This window comes from Mesorhizobium sp. NPDC059025 (assembly GCF_042739655.1).
In the GTDB taxonomy this organism is placed as follows: Bacteria; Pseudomonadota; Alphaproteobacteria; order Rhizobiales; family Rhizobiaceae; genus Mesorhizobium.
On the sequence record NZ_JBHYIM010000021.1, the window covers coordinates 53,017 to 72,410 of the forward strand.

The window sequence follows — 19,394 nt, forward strand, 5'->3', positions numbered from 1 at the left end:
GAATGCGCGTGCTGATCACCGGCGCGGCTGGCATGATCGGTCGCAAGCTCGTTGCGCGGTTGCTCGAGGACGGAACACTGCGTGGCCGTAAGATCAGTCAACTCGACCTGCATGATATCGTAGTGCCCGAGGCGACCGGCAGCGCCGATGTCGTCATCAATAGCCATACCGGCGATCTCTCGGTTTCGGGAGCCGCCGCCACGCTGGTTGCGGAAAAGCCGGATGTTATCTTCCATCTGGCGGGAGTCGTTTCGGGCGAAGCGGAAGCCAATTTCGACCTCGGCTATCGTGTCAATCTCGACGGCACCCGCGCCTTGTTCGATGCGGTTCGCCTTGCCGCCTACAATCCGCGCCTGGTGTTCGCGTCCTCGATCGCCGTATTCGGAGCGCCCTTTCCGGAAGTCATCCCGGACGATTTTCACGCGACGCCACTAACCTCCTACGGTACCCAGAAGCTGATGGGGGAAGCCCTGCTGTGCGATTATTCGCGGCGCGGTCTGTTCGATGGCGTCGCGATCCGGTTGCCGACCATCTGCGTGCGGCCCGGTAAACCGAACAAGGCCGCATCCGGTTTCTTCTCCGGTATCATCCGCGAACCGCTGAAGGGCGAAAGCGCAGTGCTGCCGGTCCCGCGTACGGTCGTGCACACCCATGCCAGCCCTCGATCGGCGGTAGGCTTCCTGATCCGTGCTGCCGAGATCGATGGTGCGGCGGTCGGGCCGCAGCGCGCGCTCAACATGCCCGGCGTCGGCGTCAGCGTCGCAGAGCAGATCGATGCTCTCGGGCGCGTTGCCGGCAGCAAGGCGGTAGCGCTGATCCGCGAGGAGCCCGACGAGACTGTCTGGGCGATCGTGAAGAACTGGCCGACCCGTTTTGAAGCGCGCCGGGCACGGGAACTCGGTTTTGTCGCCGAAACCAGTTTCGATGACATCATCCGCGCTCATATCGAGGACGAGATGAATTGATGGATCGGCGGGCCACCGTCTCCTTCTGAACGAAGAGAAGATCAGGCGCCGAGGCTGGCGGTCAACAGGATCACGCCGAACAGGAAGACCAGGGCCGCGCCGCCGATTTCGATGGCCGAATGGACGCGGTTGCCGAGGCGGCCGTCGCCTGCAAGCGCCACCGCCCAATCTTTTGCCGTGACGGCCAGCGTCGCCAGGATGGAAACGGTGATCGCCGTACCGACGGCCATCGCCAGCACCGACAGGATGCCGCCGGCCCAAAGCCCGTTGAGGAAAGCAAAGGACAGCACGATCAGGGCACCGGAGCACGGTCGGATGCCGACGGCGGCGACGGCCGTCCAGGCGGTGCGCCAGTCGAAGCGATCGCCGGAAAGCAGGGTCGGGTCCGGTGCATGCGAATGCCCGCAGGTCTCACAGACCTCGCCCGGCCCATGATGGTGATCGTGATGGTGGCCGCCATGGTCGTGGTGGTCATGCGCATGATGCTCATGGCCATGGTGATCGTGATGGTCATGATCATGCGCGGCGGGATCATGCGTGTGGGCGGCGTGAGCGTGGCTGGCGTGGCCGGCATGCGCGGCTGACAGGCTATAAGCTGGTGCTGTTCCGAACAGCCGCGTCAGCGACGGACCGAGCTTTCGCCACAGCAACCAGGCACCGAATGCGGTGACGAACGCATAGGAGGCAATCTCCAGGAACCATGCCGTGTCGGTCATGGAGACCGAGGTACCGCGCAAGACGAAATAAGCGAGCAGCATCACCACAATCGCCGTCACGGCCTGCAGGAAGGCGGAGATGAACGAGAGCAGGATGCCACGCCGCAGCGCAACCTCGTTGGCCAGCATGTAGGAGGAGATCACGGCTTTGCCGTGACCGGGGCCGGCAGCGTGGAAGATACCGTAGAGGAACGACAGGCCAATCAGCAGCCACAGCTTCGAGCCGTCCTGGCGCATCGCTTTGATGGCCTCGGCGAGTGCGTGGTAAAAGCGTTGCTGGTGCAGGTTGACCCAGTTCAAAAAGCCCGCAAACAGACCGGTCGTCGGCGTCATGGCATCATTCGTGCCGATGCCGAGCGAACTCTGCGCATAGGCGTGGCCGGCCGCGGTGATGAAGGCCACACCGAGCAGGCAGAAGATCAGGCGGACGGTCATCCTGTTCATCGAGGTCACCCTTCCGTGCGGCAGTTCAGCTCGAGCTTGGTGGCGAAGATCTTGCTCATGTCGGTGCCCGTCGGGTCATTGAAGAAGGCCTCGGTGAGCGTTTTCTGGTTCTGGGCGATCGCCGTGTCCGGATCAGGCCGTACCACCGCGCGTGCGCATGAGGCCGGCAGATCCTTCACGGACAGGTTGGCGTCGTCGGTGAAATCGATGGCGGTGTAGAAGGTCGGGTCATAGACGCCGAGATCGATCTTGCCCTTCAGCTTGATCGGCTCCTGCGGCTGATCTTCGAACAGCACGATCAGCTGGTTGTTGTCGAAGGAGGCAACGATTTCGGGTGGCGCCTTCATCTTGATGTCCTTGCCGTCGAGCGTGACCACCTGGAAATAATTGTATTCGGCAAGTGATGCCTTGATGGTGTTTGCCACTTCCTTCAGCTCGGCGTCGTCCAGCTTGAGGTCGGAATTCTTGTCGAATTCCATCAGCACGGTCGAGGAAAACAGCTCGTCGAAACGCCACAGGTGGCGCAGCGCGGCGATCGACTTGTGGTCGGGAGAAAGCACGACGTCCAGGCGGGCCTCGGCAAAGACGTGCGGGTGGACAAGAGCCGGCGTCGTGCCTGCGAGAAGCAGGCCGAAGGTAACGGCCATGGTGGCTGTTGATGCCTGAAGCTGCATGGCCGGCGGCGATTCCCCAGTGTCAGTGTGGCCTGAGGGTTACCAGAAACCGGGCGAAAATGGGACCTAGCTAACGAAAATGTTATGACGTTTCATGCGTCTTGAACCACTGCACCATGAAGTCGACGAAGACACGCACCTTGGCGGGCAGGTAGCGGCGGTGCGGGTAGACGGCGAAGATGCCGCCGTTGAAGTCGATGCGGTCTTCCAGCAAGGACACCAGCCGGCCGCTCTTGATTTCGGGTGCTGCGATAAAATCAGGCAGCAGTGCAAAGCCAAGCCCGTCCAGCGCGGCCATGCGGGTGGTGATCGGGCTGTTGACCATCATCGGACCGCTGATCGGGATGCTGGTGATATCGCCGTCATCGTCGCGGAACGGCCAGTTCGAGGCCCAGCGGCCATTGGTGTCGACCACGCAGGGCATATGCGCGAGATCTTGCGGTCGGGTTGGCTTGCCATATTTGGCGATCAGTTCCTGCGAACCGCACAGCTTGAGCGAGAACGGGGCCAGCTTGCGTGCGATCAGCGAGGAGTTTTCCAGCCGGGTGATGCGGATGGCCAGATCGAAACCTTCTTCAACAAGATCAACGAAACGGTCGTCGAGATGCACCTCCAGCGAGACATCCGGATATTGCTTGGCGAAGTCGATCATGGATTGACCGACCGCCGCGTCGGCCATGGTCCGGGGCGCTGTCAGCTTGATCCTGCCGCGCACGTCGCCGGCGCTGTCGCGCACCACGTCGGACAGGCTGTCGATCTCACGCACGATCTCGGAAGCGCGGCGGTAATAGGTGTGACCCGCTTCCGTCAGCGAGAACTGGCGTGTGGTGCGGTTGAGCAGCAGCGCACCGAGTTCGTCTTCCAGCTCGCGCACATATTTGGAAAGCAGCGCCTTCGAGCGACCGATCTTGCGGCCGGCCGCCGAGAAGCCTTCCGCCTCGACCACGTCGATGAAGGCGCGCATCCGGGTTAGCGTGTCCATGGCGTCAGGCCTTTCCGATCGTTTCGAGAATGCGTCGTCCAAGCCCGATCAAGGCGAGATCGCTCCCGACGGGGCCAAGCAGGGAGAGGCCGAAAGGCGCGCCATCGACCATGCCCAGCGGCAAGGTCAGTTGCGGAAAACCGGAGAGGCCAGACAGGCAGAGCAGATGCAGGGCGCGCTCGCGATAGATCTGGGTGTCCTCGAAACTCGAAGCCGCGAGTGGTGCTGCGCCAGGGACAGTCGGCAAAACGAGGATGCCGTCCTTGGCGAGGCGGTCGGCCAGTTCGGCGCGGAAGGCATCGCGCCGTGCGGTCTCGACCTTTGCGGCTTTTGCGTCGATGGTGGCGCCATAGGCGAAACGCTCCCTCACACCCGGGCCGAGGCGGCGGTCTTTCTCCGAAATCCAGGTTCCGTGCGATTCCCAGGCCTCGCGTGCCTGCAGCCTGCGGAAACACCAATAGAGATCGTCGAGATCATGGGTGAGGGCAGGGCCATCCCGCGGTTCACCAAGGACCGGCGCGATCGTCCTGATCATGGCCTGGTATGCATGCCTCTCCGCTTCGCCCAGCAGGAGGGCGTCAACGGGAGCCATGCGGAACGCGCGCGCCGGCAGCACCGCGTCGCTTTCGCCGAGCAGCAGCCGCGCCACTTTCTCGTACACATCGATGTCCCTGCCGAACCAGCCGAAGGTGTCGAAGCTGGGTGCCAGTGGCATGGTGCCTTGCAGGGAAACCACGCCATGCGTGGCGCGCAGGCCGATCAGGCCGCAGAAGCTGGCCGGTGCGCGGATCGAACCGCCGGTATCGGAGCCGGTGGCAATGTCGGCGAGCCTGCCCGCAACCGCAGCCGCCGAGCCGGAGGAAGAACCCCCGGTGACACGGTCAGGCGCAGCAGGATTCACCGGGCGTGGATAGTGAGCGTTCTGGCCCATCAGCGAAAAGGCGAGCTCGTCGGTCTGCGTCTTGCCGACGAATCGCGCGCCCGCGTCGAGCAGCCTTTGCACCGCGGGTGCTGTCGATGGCGCCGGTTTGCCGGTTTCCGCCATGTCCGGATTGCCGCAGCCGGTGACATAGCCAGCAACGTCAAAAATATCCTTCACCGCCAGCGTCAGTCCAGCCAACGGTCCGGATTGTGCATGAGAAACAGTGACTTGGCTGAGATCGAGGAAGGCGTTGAAGCGGTCGTTCTGCTCTGGCATCGTTCAATATCTGGATACGGTGCGTCCACAGTCGTTCGACAGCGGATTTTTTTCAAGCCGAGGTTCGATTTTAATTGATTGTGAAAACATGCGCGCCTATATCGCGCTTGCCCAAAGTCGCACGTGCCTGTGGGCGTCCCCCGACCCTCGAATGGCGAGGATATCGGGACGGTACCCGGGAAGTAACGAGCCCGGTCGGTTCAGCGGCCAACCGCCGATCCGAGGACGTCTTGAAGCAACGACGGTGCGGGCCTTTCTGGTGTTTTCCGGTTGTCCATAGACCGGGGTTACTGAAGAGGCACACCCTCATTGCCGGCAGTGCGGTTGGGAACTCCCATCCAAGCCAAGGCAGACAAAGCGGACCATAGCCGGGCAAGGCTAGGTCCATCGCCGCGAGACGGCTTTCGATGGCTCCGGGGTCTCCACCGGCTGGTGCTATCGGATTTTCGTCCCGCCTTTGTTTGACCGCGTGTTCGCGAGGCCGAAGCCCGCGTCCCGCACCTTTGCACGTGCCGCAAGGCGCGATGGAGAGTCCTATGGCTACGCAACGTGTTCTCGATTTCCTCGCCACCCGACGTCCGGAAGGCCCCTGCCTTGTCGTCGACCTCGACGTCGTGCGTGACAATTTCCGCGCCTTCGAGAAGGCGCTGCCCGATTCCAAGATCTATTACGCGGTGAAGGCAAACCCGGCGCCGGAAATCCTGCGCCTGCTTGCTGCGATGGGTTCGTCCTTCGACACCGCGTCGGTTGCCGAGGTCGAGATGGCGCTGGACGCGGGTGCAACCGCCGACCGCATCTCCTTCGGCAACACCATCAAGAAGGAGCGCGACATCGCCAAGGCCTATGCGCTCGGCATCCGTCTCTATGCCGTCGACAGCGTCGAAGAGGTCGAGAAGGTTTCGCGCGCCGCCCCGGGTGCACGCGTGTTCTGCCGTGTGCTGACCGATGGCGAAGGCGCCGAATGGCCGCTGTCGCGCAAGTTCGGCTGCGTGCCGGCGATGGCCGTCGACGTTCTGCGTCATGCCAGGAAGCTCGGCCTCGATGCCTATGGCGTGTCGTTCCATGTCGGCTCGCAGCAGACCGACCTTACCGCCTGGGACCGTGCCCTGGCCGACGCCAAGCGCGTGTTCGCGACATTGGCCGAGGAAGGCATCGTGCTCAAGATGGTCAACATGGGCGGCGGTTTCCCGACCCGTTACCTGAAGGACGTGCCGGCGGCGCAGGCTTATGGCCAGGCGATCTTCGGCGCGCTGCGCAAGCACTTCGGCAACGACATTCCGGAAACCATCATCGAGCCGGGTCGCGGCATGGTGGGTAATGCCGGCGTCATCAAGTCGGAAGTCGTGCTGATCTCGAAAAAAGCCGACAACGACAACGTGCGCTGGGTCTATCTCGACATCGGCAAGTTCGGCGGTCTCGCCGAGACGATGGACGAGGCGATCCGCTATCCGATCGTGACCGCGCGCGACGAGGACGAGAAGGCGCTCTGCGTGCTTGCCGGCCCGACCTGCGATTCGGCCGACGTCATGTACGAAAAGGCACCCTACCCGTTGCCACTTTCGCTCACCATCGGTGACGAAGTGCTGATCGAGGGCACCGGCGCCTACACGACCACCTATTCGGCGGTCGCGTTCAACGGCTTCGAGCCCCTCCGATCCTACGTGATCTGACGGGCGGACAGCGCGTCAGATCACCCCGCTCGCCGGTGCCTTCTGGTGCCGGCGGTGGGTTCGCTTGTGGAACAGTTCTCCGCTCGTGAAGGATCGCGGAAATGGACATTGCCAAAACCCTGCCGGCAGCTTTGCCTGCCATTCTCATCACTGCCGAAACTGCGGCGGACATCGGTGCCCGTGAGGCGCTGCTCGACCGCGCCATGGGCGCGGGACGCAAGCGCAAGTCGTCGGAGAAGCTGCGGCGCGGCCGCCGTCCTTCCGAGGGACTGGCTTTTGTTGCACGCAACGAGGGCGGCGCCGTCGTCGGTACCGTCCGGTTGTGGGATGTCCGCTTGGGCGACCATGGCGCCGCAGCGCTGCTGCTTGGCCCGCTCGCCGTCGATCCGACCGCCAAGAGTGCCGGCATCGGTTCGGCCTTGATGCATCACGCCGTCGCTGAAGCAGGGCGACTTGGTCACCGGGTCATCCTGCTTGTCGGCGATGCTCCTTATTATGCGCGCTTCGGCTTCTCGGCCGAAAAGACCGGCCGACTGGCCATGCCCGGTCCTTATGAACGCGATCGCTTCCTGGCGCTGGAACTGGTGCCGGGTGGGTTGGATGGTGCCCGGGGCACTTTGAAGGCTTCGGGGCGCAAGGCAGGCGAGCGCGCGGCGATGCGGATCGCAGCAGCCTGAGACGGCGGGGGCCGGACGGCGGCAGGCAGCTTCAGGCTCGGTCTGCCACCGTATTATTGATTTCTTGCCGATATATGCCAGGACAGGCCGTAGCGTATCCTGGCGATGGTCTTCGGGTCAGCCGATCAGTTGGCTGAGTGCCATGGCGACCGACATGTCGCCCTCGACCTTCAGCTTGCCGGTCATGAAGGCCATGGTCGGGTTGAGGTCGCCGGCCAGCAGCGATTCCAGATTGTCGAGCGAAAGCTTGATGGTGCAGTCGGTCGGGGCATCGGTGGTGGAGATCGATGCGCCATCGATGACGATGACACCGTCGGCGCCGGTATCGAACTTCACCGACTTGTCGAAGCCGGCGCTTTCGACCTTCGACTTGAGGCTTGCCGCGATTTCCTGAACGCCCATGATTATCTCCCAGTCTTTGCGCGTCGCGCGTGTTCGTTTCCATCCGGCTTTGCCGGGCACTGCGGCGTTCAAGCCTCGCGCGAACGCGTTCAAGGAGGCCTCGGCGCCGAAGCCGTTCTATAGCCTTCAGTTGACGTTTACGTCAACGTGATTTCTGCTTCTGCGAATGGATCGTGGCAAGAAAAAGCCCGCGCATGCCATTGCGCAGGCTGACGGGAACCGCGTGGAAAGCAGTCCATCAGAGACGACAGTAGGTCGTTCTCCGATGGACTGAAGGTCGACTAGAACTCCATATCTTCCATGCCGCCGCCGTCGAACCCCGCATCCTCGGCGGCAGGCTCCTTCGCGGGCTGTTCAGCCGCCTGGGCTTCACCCGCGCCAAACATGCTGCCGACAGCGTTTGCCAACAGCATGCCGCCGGCGACACCCATCGCGGTTTGTGCCGCGCCGGCAAGGAAGCCGCCGCCGGCGCGTTGCTGGCCGAAGCCGCCGCCTTGTTGGTAAGGCTGTTGCCCCATCCCAGAAGCATATGCGGCGTTCGTTCCGACCTGCGGGACGGATGTGCGACGCGGCTGCCGGCTACCGCCGAACAGCCCACCGAAAAGGCCACCATTGGACGAGCGAGAAGCTTCGGCTTCAAGCTGTTCGATGTGGGCCTGGGCGGACTGCAAGGCCTGTTCCTGCACCACGATGGTTTGCGCCATGTAGTACGGTGCGCCGGGCTGGGATGCGATCTTGTCGCGGATGAAGGCCTCGGCTTCGTTGTCGCGCGGCGGCGACTGCTGCTCGACAAGCGCTAGTTTGCCGAAGAGCTGATCGATCGCCTGGCTGTCGTTGCGGTCCATGCTGGTCTCCTCAATTGTGCCGGTTGTCGAGCGCGTTTATTCGCGCTCGCCCGTGAAATTCAGCAGCAGCTGGAAGATGTTGACGAAGTTCAGGTACAGCGAGAAGGCACCCCAGACGGCCATTTTCTGACGCGACTCGCTGTCGAAGTTCTCGGCGTACTGTTCCTTGATGTTCTGCGTGTCCCAGGCGGTCAGGCCGAGGAAGACGACGATGCCGATGACCGAGATCGCGAACTGCAGGGCTGACGAACCAAGGAAGATGTTGACGATGCTGGCGATGACGACGCCGATCAACCCCATGATCAGGAAGGACGAGAACTTCGTCATGTCGGTCTTCGTCGTGTACCCGTAGAGGCTCATCGCGCCGAACATCGAGGCGGCGATGAAGAAGGTGCGCGCGATCGAGGTACCGGTGAAAACGAGGAAGACTGACGCGAGCGACAGTCCCATGACCGCGCAGAAGGCCCAGAACATGGCCTGGGCGCCGGCAGCCGACATGGTCTGGATGCGGAACGAGAAGAGCAGCACGAAGGCCAGCGGCGCGAGCATCACCACCCATTTCAACGGGCTGGAGAAGATCGGCACGTAGAGCGCGGGAATCGAGCTTACGGTGAAGGCGACGACGCCGGTCAGGACAAGTCCGAGCGCCATGTAGTTGTAGACGCGCAGCATGTGCTGGCGCAGGCCCTCGTCGAAGAGGACGGCGCTGGGCTGGCCGAAGCCTGCGTGTTGACGATAGTCGGGCGAGTTCATGTCAGTGTCTCCTTGGGTGGATGATCAATAAAGGCTGTCGGCAAGCTTCTTGGCCGAGGTGCCGAGTTCCCTCGGATTGCCGCGTCCAACCAGCGCGTAGGCGACTTCGCCGATCTGGAAGTAGCTTGATGCGGTGCCGCCGATATCTGTCTGCTTGGGTTTGACGACGTCGAAAGTCCCCGGTCGAACCGCGAACAGCGACGCGTCGCCGATCGAATCCGAATGGACCGCCAGTTCGACGCTCGGACCGAAGCGGGATGGATAGATCTGGACGTCCCGGACGCTCCAGTCCCTGGGCAGCGCAGGCATGGTGATCGCGGTCGCCGACAGGATCTCGGCTGGATCATAGTCGCGGACTTTCGGCTGCGACGTCATGGATGCACGCAGCAGGCTGGTGCCATGGGCGCGGACGGCCTCCTCGACATAGGCCGGCGGTGGAACCGAAGCGATCGACTGACTGACGCCGAACGGTCCTATCGCTTCATGGGCGATCCAGCCGGCGCCGACGAACATCGCGACTGCCGCCGCGCGCTGGAGAACGGCGAAAATCCGACCCCGGAGAAGACCGCGCTGGAGCTGCCGGGCCGCCTCCGTCGTGCTTGACCGAACCGCACGTGATGGCGCGGAAAGAGCCAGGCGAAGTTCATCGTGCAGCCGCAGGTCCGCCATCACGCGGGCAGCTTCTTCGGGGCGTGCGGCCAGGTAGGCCTCGACGTCGATCCGACGCGACGTGTCGAGCTGATCGTCGACATAGCTGAGGATATCGGTGTCCGTCACCGGGTCCGTCACGATGTTCCTCCTACAATCCTGAGATGCCCGGGCCGGGACGAAGGGTTCTCTTCCATTTCACGCAGCGCCGCACGGGCGCGTCCCAGCCTCGACATCAACGTGCCGACCGGAATGCCGAGCGCGTCGGCAGCTTCCTGGTAGGAAAGGCCCTCGATCGCCACGAGATGGATGGCGGCACGCTGTTCCTCTGGCAGTGCGAGGAAGTTCTCCCGCACCTGGGCAAGACGAGCCGAATGTTCCTGTGGCGCTTCCATGGAGGTGTCGGCGAGCTCTGCGGCAGCATCCATCCGCCGCTGCTCGGCGCGTGCCGAGCGCATGCGATCGATGAAGGTGTTGTGGAGGATCGAAAGCAGCCAGCCGCGCAGATTGCCGCCGGAGCGGAAGCCCGAGCGGCGCTCATATGCGCGCACCAGTGCGTCGTGGACGAGGTCCTCCGCGTCCGCGTCGTTGCGCGTCAGGGAGCGCGCGTAGCGACGCAGCGAGCCGAGCTGAGCAAATACGTCAAAGGATGACCGTCTGGTCTTCATGCGAGGTATACGGTGCCTGTTCGGCATTTAATCCCTCGTGGCGTGAAAGAATCTTCGCACTTCACTGCAACTGGCCGGCCCTTCGGCGTTGAGGTGTGATCCTTCGGAGGATCCAGGCGATCAAGACGGCGCCTAAGAAGGTCAGGGCCGTCAGGCCTATGCCCAGTCCGAGCCATTGGAATTCATCGAGTTCGCCAAACCGCGAAGCGCCTTTTGCCGCCAGCCAGCCGGGTGCGAGCATAAGCGGCGCCCAGACCAGCGCCGACCCGATGTTTGCCAGCTGAAACCGCTTCTGATCCATCGCCATCATGCCTGCGACAAGCGGCACGGTGGAGCGAAGAGGACCGAAGAAGCGCCCGAAGAATATCGCTGCGAAGCCGTATTTCCTGAAGAACAGGCGTGCCTGCGCCACACCGCTTCGGTATCGTTTGAGCGGCCATCGATGCACGATGCCCGGTCCCGTCCAGCGACCCAGAACATACGAGACGATGTCGCCCAGGACCGCCCCGATGACTGCACCCAGGACCACGGGAACCGGATCGATCACACCCGTGCCCACAAGTCCTCCGATCAGCACCATGAGCGCTGTCGCAGGAATGAGAAGTCCGACAAGAACCAGGGATTCGCCGAAGGCGACAAGGCCGACTGTCACGCCCGCCCACATCTGATGTTCGCGCAGGAATGTCTCTGTCGTCTGAAGAATTCCGTCCATCATAAGGCTCCCGCCTCGATTTCGTTTCGGGGAAGGGCAGTCGCCACCATGGCCCTGAACGCCATCAGTATGGCGAAGCTCCCAATTGCTGGCCGCCCATCGCTGGGTGCTCGGACTGGGCTGGGCAAATCGGTGAGGAGGATCGTGCAGATTCGCCCAAAGGCGTGCGCATGCGGATGGCTGCAACGGCCCGATCTGGTATGGATCAGACTATCGGAGGCGCACAGGCATCATAGGCGCGAGCCAGATCGGTGGACGCACAGTGTCTTGTAGGCGTTGCACCCGAAGCGATCGCCGTGGGCAGGGCCAATGTGGGGAGTTCGGGCGGGATTGCGGCCGCATCACGTCCGCTGTCCTTCAGGCAGAGCGGACGATCGGCCCTTACCGTCGAGATGGCTATGCGTTTGTGGTTCGTCTGGCGTGCCAGGGCCAGTTCCGTATTCTTCGGCTGTGGGGAGCCTGGAGACGACGAAGCGGAAAATGGCAATTGACCGAACGCAAAGATCGCAGCCAGGAGCAGCATCGCGGCCGACAACAGTGTCAGGTTCGACTGTCTCACATGTCTACGTCGGGTCATGAAGCTCCGGTCGGTCACAGGCTTGATCGGCCGAAGGGGCATATAGTGATGCCCGCCCCCTATTCCCAGCATCGTCGATCACATTGCCGCGCGGGCTGGTTACGGGTGTTGCGGCTTCTTGCGGAATACCTTAGATGGCCAGCCGGCAGCGGCATGTCTCAATGCAACGGCGCATCAGGCCGCAAGGCGCGGCCGGAAGCGTCATCAAGCATCGGGGCTTGATCCGCTTGGGGGTAATCGCAACATGTCAGGTTTCCTGGTTCTGCTGACGCAGGCCTCTGTCTATTTCGCGGCGATGGCGTTTGTGTTCCGCGTCAGGACAAGCCTCGGCATGGGCGTCTTTTTCTGCACGCTCGGAGCGATGCACTTCCTGGAGACCTATCTCGCGGCTGTTTATTTCATCCAGCTGCCGTTCGGGCTGATCTCGCCCGGCTCGACCGTGATGTTCGCCGGCAAGCTCGCCTTCTTCCTGCTGCTCTACATCAAGGAAGATGCCGAGAGCATGCGGCAGCCCACCTACGGCCTGCTGATCGGCAATCTGCTGATGGTGGTGCTGGCCCTGCCGCTGAATTACTACAGTGATCCGGCGCAACTCGCCTGGCGCCAGCCGGAGATGGATTTCATCAACCAGATCGGTTTCCTGATGGTCTGGGGGACTGCTCTGCTTTTCATAGACCTGATCGGCATGGTGCTGCTCTTCGAGCGGCTCGGAACAATCGTCACAAACACCATCCTGGGTCGCATGTTCATCAGCCTGGCGATCGTCCTCAGCTTCGACCAACTGTTTTTCTATCTGGGCCTCTATCTCGTAACCGGGGCTCCCTTGTCTGCCTTCTACGGTGGGTGGATCGCCAAGATCGGCTCAGCGCTCTTCTTCAGCGCGATGCTGGCGCTTTATCTGCGATTTATCGAAAAGAGCCCGCTTCCGGTCGGCGTCAGACGCGCCACCGACGTATTCGACAGGCTCACCTATCGGCACCGCTACGAGAAGCTTGTCGGGCGGATCGGAAAAGACCCGCTGACAGGCCTCCAGGATCGCGGCCAGCTCGACGAAAAAGGGCCGGCCATGCTGACGGAAGCGCTCAAGTCGGCGCTTCCGCTGAGCCTGATGATGATCGACATCGATCATTTCAAAGCCGTCAACGACAACCATGGACATGCCGAGGGCGACAGGATTCTTCAGGCCGTTGCCGACGCTCTTTTGAACGCCAAGCGGGAGGGTGACGAACTCTTTCGTTACGGCGGTGAAGAGTTCGCGCTGCTTTGCCCGGAAGCGTCGGCGGGAGCATTCATGCTTGCCGAACGCATGAGGACGGCAGTTGCCGATACGGTCCATCCCGAACTGAACAGATCAGTGACGGTCAGCATCGGCATCGCAACATGCCCAGCGAACGCCGGGGATTTTCGCGAGCTTCTGACGTTGGCCGATGCTGCCTTGTACGAGGCAAAGGCGAAAGGCAGGGACCGGGTGTCGATATCGACCGTGACAGCCGGATACCGGTAACGGACAGGATTCAGCAGCCTGAACCGGGTCAACCGGCACTGCCAGCAGATGCCGCGGGCGCTACCAGCTTACCAGCCGACCGTCGAATGCCAGGAAGGCCCCGCTGTGTTCCGGTTTTGCCGCGGCAATGATCGATCGTAGCGCTCTTGCGCTTTCTTCCACTGGCAGGACGGCTTCCGCACCACCCATGTCGGTCTTCACCCATCCGGGATGCAGCGACAGCAGGGTGATGCCGTCGGGCTGCAAATCCCGCGCAAGCTGGACGGTCGCCATGTTGAGCGCGGCCTTCGAGCAACGATAGGCGTAATCGTCGTCATCGTCGTCGATCAGGCCTTCCGCCATCGACCCGGCCCGCGAGCCGATGTTGGCGACGACTGGATCGGTGCCAAGGCGCAGGTTCACCCGCAAGGCCCGTGTCAACAGGACCGGGCCAAGCGTGTTGATACGCAGCACATCGAGGAATTCCTTCGGCTGCAGGCGATCCAGGCCGGGGAGTGGGCTGCGGATGCCGGCATTGTTGACGAGCACGTCCAATGGCCGGCCGCCGAGCCGCGACACCAGCGTTGAAATCGATGCGGGATCGGCAACATCGAGCGGCTGGCACTCGATGCCGGCCTCAAAGCCGTCGGCAGGCCGGCTGCGGCTGCAGCCGATGACCTGCCAGCCGCTTGCCGCATACTGCCGTGCCAGTTCGCGTCCAAGTCCGCGTCCGGCACCGGTGACAAGGACGGTCTTAGCCGCCACTTGCGGCGCTCCGCGGCCTGACGGCTGCTTCCTGACGTGCGATCGCGGCATAGATTTCGCCGGAATACTTTACCGTGCGTTTCTGTGTCTCGTAGTCGACATGAGTGATGCCGAACGGCGTGGTGTAGCCATAGGCCCATTCGAAATTGTCCATCAGCGTCCAGGCGAAGTAACCGCGCACAGGCATGCCTTCGTCTGCCGCCCTGGCGATCTGTTCCAGATGTTCGACATAGTAGGCTGCCCGCAATTCGTCCCAGACATGGCCGTCCGTGCCCACCGTCTCAGGCCGCGTGGCCACGCCGTTTTCGGAAATGTAGATCTCCTTCGGCGCGTAGTTATCATTCACGTAACGCAGTACATCGTACATGCAGCGCGGCCAGATCTCGTAGCCGACGGCGGAGTAGAGGCCTTCCGGCTGGACGCGCCGATAGTTCAACGGCGCCAGTTCCGTGCCTTCGGCGATGACCGAGCGGCGGTAGATGTTGACGCCGAGATAGTCGACGGGCGCGGCGATGATGGCGTTGTCGTCGGCATGGATAGCCGGAAGCAGATTTCCATAGAGGTCTAGCATGTCCTTGGGATAGCTGCCCTTGAAGACGGCATCGAGGAACCAGCGGTTCTGCGCGCCGTCGAAGCGTCGCGCGGCGGCAATATCACGTGGGTCGGCGCTGGCGGGTTCCGCCACATTGAGGTCGAAGACGATGCCGACGGAGGCGTCCGGTATCTCGGCGCGGATGATCGGAACCGCCTTGCCGTGACCGAGCAGCGCGTGATGGCTCGCCGTTACGCCACCCCTGGTGCCGTCGCGCAGGCCCGGGGCGTCTTCGCCCGAGGCATGGCCCGACCAGCAGAAGGTCCATGGCTCGTTCAGCGTCGTCCATTTCTTGACGCGATCGCCAAAGCTGCGGGCGGCCAGCCCGGCATAGTCGGCCAGTGCGTCGGCGGTGGCGCGATTGTACCAGCCGCCTTCGTCCTGCAATGCCTGCGGCAGGTCCCAGTGGTAGAGGGTCGCATAAGGTTCGATGCCGGCAGCCAGGAGATCGTCGATCAGCCGGTCGTAGAAGGCTGCTCCCTTGGTGTTGACGGTGCCGCGTCCCTCGGGCAGCAGCCGCGTCCAGGCGAAAGAGAAGCGGTAGGCGCCAAGCCCGAGCGTCTTCAGGACGGCGATATCGTCTTTCCAGCGATGGTAGCTGTCGCAGGCAATGTCGCCGCTGGAGCCGTCGATGATGACGCCGGGCACCTTGCAGAAGCGGTCCCAGATGCTCTCGCCTTTTCCGTCGGCCGCCGGCGCGCCTTCGATCTGGTAGGCGGCCGTGGCGGCGCCGAAGACGAAGCCTTGTGGCAGAACGAGCGAGGCTGCACGGGTGTCCAGGGTGCGCCTGTTATCGATGCTTGATGTCATATTTTCTCTCGACTGTGCTGACCAGGCTGGCCGCCGCCAGTGTCAGCAGGATGTAGAAGATGGCGGCGGAGTTGTAGGGTGCGAAAGGCAGGAAGCTTGCCGACTGGAATTCGCGCATGCGCTGGGTGATGTCGCGGATGGACAGAATCGACAGCAGCGAGGTGTCCTTGAGGATGGCGATGAGTTCATTGCCGAGCGGCGGGATGATGATGCGGAAGGCCTGCGGCAGGATGACGAGACGTGCCGTCTGCCAGCCGTTGAGGCCGAGGCTGCGTGCAGCCTCGATCTGGCCGCGTGGGATGGCGTTGATGCCGGAGCGGAAGATTTCGGCCAGGTAGGCGGAATAGGCAAGCGCCATGGCTGCGATGCCGCGGGCGAGATTGGGCGGGTCGAATACGCCTTGGGTGGCATCTTTCAGCGCGCCGGCCAGCGGCAGGCCGACATAGAGGACGATCACCAGCATGGGGATGCCGCGAATCGTGTCGACGATGAATTCCGAGCCGATCGAAAGCGGATGGCGGCGATGGATATGGCCGCCGAAGGTGAGCAGGCCGGTGACGATGGCGAGCACCGCAAGGGTGATGCCTGAGGCCTTGTCGGAATCCCTGAGGGCGGCAGTGCGCCAAAGCACCGGCAGGTCGGCTGGCGCGGCAGCCGCGGGCAACAGCGCGGCGCTGACATCGGCCTTCTTTTGGAGCGCGGCGACGGCTTCCGCCGGTCCTTTGAAAGTGCGCAGCGGTACTTCGTCACCCGGCGCTCCGGGAAACTGACCGTAGCGAACAGCGCCGATCGTGCCGGACGGCGTGCCGGACACGACGGCGACCTTGCCGTCCAGGCTGCCGACCAGCACATAGTCCTGGCTCGGTTGCAGGAGGAACCACGCCGCCGCACAGGCGAGCAGAGCAGTCAGTCCAACGAAGATGAGATTTGCGCGCCGGCTGTAGTCGAGTTTGAGCAGGCCGACCCAGACCAGACCGAGCAGTGCCGCCAGTATGTAGGCGGCGACTGCTGCACGGATGGTCGTGGCAACACCGGCGGCGAAGGCCATGGGCGCCAGGAACAGGACGACGACCAGGCCGATGCCGTTGAGCGCAAGCAGGATAGCCCGGCCGGCTTTCGTCGCACGTGGTTCTTTTTGGCTGAAAAAGAAAAGCGCGAGTGCGGCGACAGAGACTGCCAGATAGCCCCAGAAAAGCCCTGACGCGTAACCCTGCACCATCGCATCCGCAGTATCGGTGAGCTGGCGCGGAGTGACGCCCTGCATCACCAGTTTCGAGGTGAAGGGATCGACCGCATTGGCAACGACCGACGCCACGTAAGGGCGGACGATTCCGGTGCTGGTGACAGCGGTGGCTGCCAGCAGGTTCACCACGGCGCATGCGTTGGCAAGATGCGGTCTTGGTGCCGATATGCGTGAAAACACGACGCTTCCGATACCCGCTGCAAAAGCCATGACCAGGAGCAGGAAGCCTGGAACAAAGACCGAGGAACCGTGCTCGACACCGACGATGGCACGTAAGGAACGCTGATAGTCCGGCGAACTCGCGAACAGGTAGACGATAAAGGGCAGGGCGGCTGCGATGATCAGATTGCTGGGTCGCAGGCGCATGAGGTAGCGCATCTCTGTCCGCCCTCCTTCGGAAAAAAGCTCCGGCGCGGCGTCACGCCGGAGCTTGTTGAAGCGACGTCGCTACTTGGTGCCCCAGTACTTGGCGATCAGCGTGTCCAGCGTGCCGTCCGCCTTGATCGCTGCGATGCCTTCATTGAAGGCTGCGATGTTCTCGTCACCCTTGCGGAAGACGAGGCCGAGCGGATCGGATTGCAGGTTGCGGATGGGTACCACCAGCTCGCCGGCAAATTCCTTCTCATAGGCGGCGGCGTTGGCGCCGTTGATGACGACGCCGTCGACGTCCTTGTTCTTGAGTGCGATGAGGGAGGCCGCGAAGCTGTCATAGGCCGTCACGTTGTCCTTGCCGGCGACGCTTTCGGCCACCTGGGCGTCGGTTGTGTTGGCCTGGGCGGAGAGCTTCTTGCCCTTTGTCTTGAAATCTTCCGCGGTCAGCCCTTCATCCTCGACCCGCATCAGGATTGCCTGGCTGTTGACGATGTACGGCTCGGAAAAGTCCATCGCCTTCTTGCGTTCGTCGGTGATGGAGACACCGGACGCGACGAGATCGAAGTTGCCCTGGTCGAGTGCGGCGAAGATGCCGTCCCAGCCGGTGGTGACGAACTCCGCCTTGCAGTTGATCTTGGCGCAAATGGCGTTGACGACATCGACATCGAAGCCGACGATCTGGCCGGTCGCCGCGTCGACGCTCTCCATCGGCGGGGAGGTGGTGTCGGATCCCACCTTCAGCAATTTGCCACCGAGATCAGCCGCGTGGGCCGTACCAGACATCAGCAGCGCGAATACAAGTCCGGTCAGGATTCTCTTCATGCTCTTTCCTCCCGTTTTTTGAGCTTGATGATCGGATCAGGTGCGGCCGATGCGACCGCCCAGATTGTCGGGCTGCCGGCCGATGAGTTCGGGCCGGAAGACCTCGGCGAGTTTTGCCGCGCCTTCATCCACCATGCGCAGCAGCAGGAACTCGCCGAGCCGGCGTCCGAGCAGCTCGATTGGCTGGTAGAGGGTGGTGATCGGCGGACTGAAATAGGCGCTGACGTTGATATCGTCATAGGCGATGACGTCGACATCTTCCCCGACACGGAGGCCGAGGCTGCCCAGCGCCGAAAGCACGCCCAAGGTTGTGGCTTCGTTCACGCACACCAGTGCCGTCGGCGGCGAGGGCTGCTTGAAGAGGCCCAAGGTCGTGTCGCGACCGAAACGTGCGGTGAGGTCGCCGCTATTCACGAGATCCAGCGAGGGTCGATGCCCTGCCTCCTTGAAAGCACGGCTGAAGCCATCGATCCTGTCCAGCGCATAGGACAGGCGCGGCTCGGCATTGATGAGCGCGATGCGGCGGTGTCCGCCGGCGATCAACCGGGCGGTGGCCGCATAGGCGGCCCATTCATTGTCGACGTCGACATGGGCATAGGTGAGCGACTGCCGGCAGCGGCCAAGCGCCACGAAGGGAAAGCCGGCTTCGACCAGCATGGCAATACGCGGATCGTGCGCCAGGACGCCGGAGAAGATCATTCCGTCGGCAAGCCGCTGATCGGCGATGCGGCGCGCGATGATGCAGGCATCGTCGAAGTTTCGGTAGCCGTAGACGGAAAGCTGGTAGTCGCTGCCATCCAGCACTTGCGAGATGCCGCTGAGGATCTGTGTGTATTCGACGCCGTCCCACTCATAACCGGCAGCCGAGGTAATCGGCATCAGCACCGCAGCCTGGTAGGTCTTGCCCGTGCGTAGCGCCATGCCCCGGGCGTTCGCCTGATAGCCGAGTTCACGGGCGGCGGTGAGGATCTCCTCGCGGGTGGCGTCGGTGACGACCGGTGAGCCGCGCAAGGCTTTCGAGATGGTGCCGATCGAATAGCCGGTGTGCGCGGCCAGTGTCTTGATGGTCGGCAAAGTGCTGCCCGCTGCAGACTTGGCTTTGGCCATGATCGCCGCTTGCTCCTCTCTCCTTGTAAGAGGCTATCAGGCGATAAAAACGATTTCAAGAAAAATAAAAACGTTTTTATTGCATGGTGTAGCTGGGTGCGCCTGTGGCCACGATGCCCCTGACAGGCCGGGCCGCAGGGCACCTGTCTTGAGCCGACAAGAAAAAACGGCGGGCCGAGGCCCGCCGTTCGTCAGAGATCAAATGTGGAAAGGTGCTCAGTCGATGTCGAAGGAGACGCCCTGGGCGAGCGGCAGCGCCTTGGAGTAGT

The 19,394-nt window shown here is 62.7% G+C and carries 19 protein-coding genes; 4 read left to right on the forward strand and 15 right to left on the reverse strand.

Translation table 11 applies throughout. The features are described 5' to 3' along the window. Positions 1 to 2 precede the first annotated feature (2 nt). The gene (gene denD / locus ACFWYE_RS29700; protein WP_379115611.1) at positions 3 to 965 is read left to right on the forward strand and encodes a D-erythronate dehydrogenase; all 963 of its coding nucleotides are present in this window, start codon (positions 3 to 5) and stop codon (positions 963 to 965) included. Positions 966 to 1,006: 41 nt separating this feature from the next. Here denD and ACFWYE_RS29705 read toward each other — a convergent pair whose 3' ends face one another. The 4 genes from ACFWYE_RS29705 to ACFWYE_RS29720 all read right to left on the reverse strand — a co-directional run bounded on the left by ACFWYE_RS29705 (position 1,007) and on the right by ACFWYE_RS29720 (position 4,979). Further along, on the reverse strand, positions 1,007 to 2,116 hold the full coding sequence (locus tag ACFWYE_RS29705) for a nickel/cobalt transporter (RefSeq protein WP_379115623.1): 1,110 nt from the start codon (positions 2,114 to 2,116) through the stop codon (positions 1,007 to 1,009). 14 nt (positions 2,117 to 2,130) lie between these two features. Continuing rightward, a complete protein-coding gene (locus ACFWYE_RS29710; RefSeq protein ID WP_379115612.1) occupies positions 2,131 to 2,799 on the reverse strand; it encodes a DUF1007 family protein in 669 nt (222 codons plus the stop codon). A gap of 82 nt (positions 2,800 to 2,881) precedes the next feature. Further along, positions 2,882 to 3,781: a LysR family transcriptional regulator gene (locus tag ACFWYE_RS29715; protein ID WP_379115613.1), complete on the reverse strand. Its 900-nt coding sequence runs from the start codon at positions 3,779 to 3,781 to the stop codon at positions 2,882 to 2,884. A gap of 4 nt (positions 3,782 to 3,785) precedes the next feature. Continuing rightward, positions 3,786 to 4,979, reverse strand: a complete 1,194-nt coding sequence (locus ACFWYE_RS29720; RefSeq protein ID WP_379115614.1) for an amidase — start codon at positions 4,977 to 4,979, stop codon at positions 3,786 to 3,788. 536 nt (positions 4,980 to 5,515) lie between these two features. On the opposite strand from ACFWYE_RS29720, the gene odc2 reads away from it, so the two are divergent. Together odc2 and ACFWYE_RS29730 are read left to right on the forward strand one after the other, a co-directional pair. Continuing rightward, a complete protein-coding gene (odc2, locus tag ACFWYE_RS29725) occupies positions 5,516 to 6,649 on the forward strand; it encodes an ornithine/lysine decarboxylase (RefSeq protein ID WP_144377981.1) in 1,134 nt (377 codons plus the stop codon). 101 nt (positions 6,650 to 6,750) lie between these two features. Next, positions 6,751 to 7,326, forward strand: a complete 576-nt coding sequence (locus ACFWYE_RS29730) for a GNAT family N-acetyltransferase (RefSeq protein ID WP_379066928.1) — start codon at positions 6,751 to 6,753, stop codon at positions 7,324 to 7,326. Between the two features lie 117 nt (positions 7,327 to 7,443). Here the strand turns inward: ACFWYE_RS29730 and ACFWYE_RS29735 are convergent, their stop codons facing one another. From ACFWYE_RS29735 to ACFWYE_RS29760, 6 genes are all read right to left on the reverse strand, one after another. After that, positions 7,444 to 7,728 carry an SCP2 sterol-binding domain-containing protein gene (locus ACFWYE_RS29735; protein ID WP_379066930.1) on the reverse strand — a complete coding sequence of 95 codons (285 nt, stop codon included), beginning with the start codon at positions 7,726 to 7,728 and terminating at the stop codon, positions 7,444 to 7,446. A gap of 281 nt (positions 7,729 to 8,009) precedes the next feature. Beyond that, positions 8,010 to 8,573 carry a DUF2076 domain-containing protein gene (locus ACFWYE_RS29740; protein WP_379066932.1) on the reverse strand — a complete coding sequence of 188 codons (564 nt, stop codon included), beginning with the start codon at positions 8,571 to 8,573 and terminating at the stop codon, positions 8,010 to 8,012. A gap of 36 nt (positions 8,574 to 8,609) precedes the next feature. Then, positions 8,610 to 9,326: a Bax inhibitor-1/YccA family protein gene (locus tag ACFWYE_RS29745; protein ID WP_379066934.1), complete on the reverse strand. Its 717-nt coding sequence runs from the start codon at positions 9,324 to 9,326 to the stop codon at positions 8,610 to 8,612. 24 nt (positions 9,327 to 9,350) lie between these two features. Next, on the reverse strand, positions 9,351 to 10,115 hold the full coding sequence (locus tag ACFWYE_RS29750) for an anti-sigma factor family protein (protein ID WP_379115615.1): 765 nt from the start codon (positions 10,113 to 10,115) through the stop codon (positions 9,351 to 9,353). Continuing rightward, positions 10,112 to 10,642: a sigma-70 family RNA polymerase sigma factor gene (locus ACFWYE_RS29755; protein ID WP_379115616.1), complete on the reverse strand. Its 531-nt coding sequence runs from the start codon at positions 10,640 to 10,642 to the stop codon at positions 10,112 to 10,114. The genes ACFWYE_RS29750 and ACFWYE_RS29755 overlap by 4 nt, the downstream gene beginning before the upstream one ends. A gap of 61 nt (positions 10,643 to 10,703) precedes the next feature. Further along, on the reverse strand, positions 10,704 to 11,354 hold the full coding sequence (locus tag ACFWYE_RS29760; RefSeq protein ID WP_379115617.1) for a DedA family protein: 651 nt from the start codon (positions 11,352 to 11,354) through the stop codon (positions 10,704 to 10,706). An 821-nt stretch (positions 11,355 to 12,175) separates the two neighbouring features. Between ACFWYE_RS29760 and ACFWYE_RS29765 the strand changes: the two genes are divergently transcribed. Continuing rightward, entirely contained in the window at positions 12,176 to 13,435 is a 1,260-nt protein-coding gene (locus tag ACFWYE_RS29765) for a diguanylate cyclase (RefSeq protein WP_379115618.1), read from the forward strand. Positions 13,436 to 13,495: 60 nt separating this feature from the next. Here the strand turns inward: ACFWYE_RS29765 and ACFWYE_RS29770 are convergent, their stop codons facing one another. From ACFWYE_RS29770 to ACFWYE_RS29790, 5 genes are all read right to left on the reverse strand, one after another. Further along, positions 13,496 to 14,179: an SDR family oxidoreductase gene (locus tag ACFWYE_RS29770; RefSeq protein ID WP_379115619.1), complete on the reverse strand. Its 684-nt coding sequence runs from the start codon at positions 14,177 to 14,179 to the stop codon at positions 13,496 to 13,498. After that, positions 14,169 to 15,581 (reverse strand): GH1 family beta-glucosidase, encoded by a 1,413-nt coding sequence (locus tag ACFWYE_RS29775; protein WP_379115620.1) that lies wholly within the window; start codon positions 15,579 to 15,581, stop codon positions 14,169 to 14,171. The genes ACFWYE_RS29770 and ACFWYE_RS29775 overlap by 11 nt, the downstream gene beginning before the upstream one ends. Beyond that, positions 15,562 to 17,202, reverse strand: coding sequence for an amino acid ABC transporter permease (locus ACFWYE_RS29780; RefSeq protein WP_379115621.1), 1,641 nt, complete (start codon positions 17,200 to 17,202; stop codon positions 15,562 to 15,564). Before ACFWYE_RS29780 ends, ACFWYE_RS29775 begins: the two co-directional genes overlap by 20 nt. 69 nt (positions 17,203 to 17,271) lie before the next feature. Beyond that, positions 17,272 to 18,018 (reverse strand): transporter substrate-binding domain-containing protein, encoded by a 747-nt coding sequence (locus ACFWYE_RS29785; RefSeq protein ID WP_379066950.1) that lies wholly within the window; start codon positions 18,016 to 18,018, stop codon positions 17,272 to 17,274. A gap of 36 nt (positions 18,019 to 18,054) precedes the next feature. Beyond that, positions 18,055 to 19,125 carry a LacI family DNA-binding transcriptional regulator gene (locus tag ACFWYE_RS29790; protein ID WP_379115622.1) on the reverse strand — a complete coding sequence of 357 codons (1,071 nt, stop codon included), beginning with the start codon at positions 19,123 to 19,125 and terminating at the stop codon, positions 18,055 to 18,057. Positions 19,126 to 19,394 lie beyond the last annotated feature (269 nt).